Origin of the sequence: Kaistia sp. MMO-174 (assembly GCF_037147815.1) — a bacterium.
Lineage (GTDB): Bacteria > Pseudomonadota > Alphaproteobacteria > Rhizobiales > Kaistiaceae > Kaistia > Kaistia nematophila.
The window spans coordinates 1-304 of record NZ_JBBCUO010000028.1 but is presented as its reverse complement, the minus strand read 5'-3'; the positions used below and the strand labels follow the sequence as shown (position 1 = coordinate 304).

The following is a 304-nucleotide window of genomic DNA, read 5'->3' as shown; positions in this document are numbered from 1 at the left end:
GGCGGGCGCATAGGTCTTGTTGATGACCGAGAAGTCGTCGTCGGAACTGAAGACCATCTGCGCCTTCGAACAGGTCTCGACGTTGAAGCCGGGCCGCGAGACGTAGAGACCATACTCACTGCCCCGCTTGCCCATCATCATCCGCGCCAGAGGGTGCGGATCGTCGCCGACGATGTCCAGATCGCGCGCCGGAATCTTGAAGACGATGGCGCAGAGGTAATGGTTGAAGCGAAACTGCCCCGACTGAGAATAGATCACCACCCGGTCGTTGTAGGCCTCATAGGTGAGCGATCCCGCTCCTGGC

The 304-nt window shown here is 60.2% G+C and carries 1 pseudogene; it reads right to left on the bottom strand.

Features of this window, described 5'->3' with window-relative positions:
* A pseudogene (locus WFK98_RS27270) lies at positions 1 to 304 on the bottom strand (hypothetical protein); the annotation flags it as partial.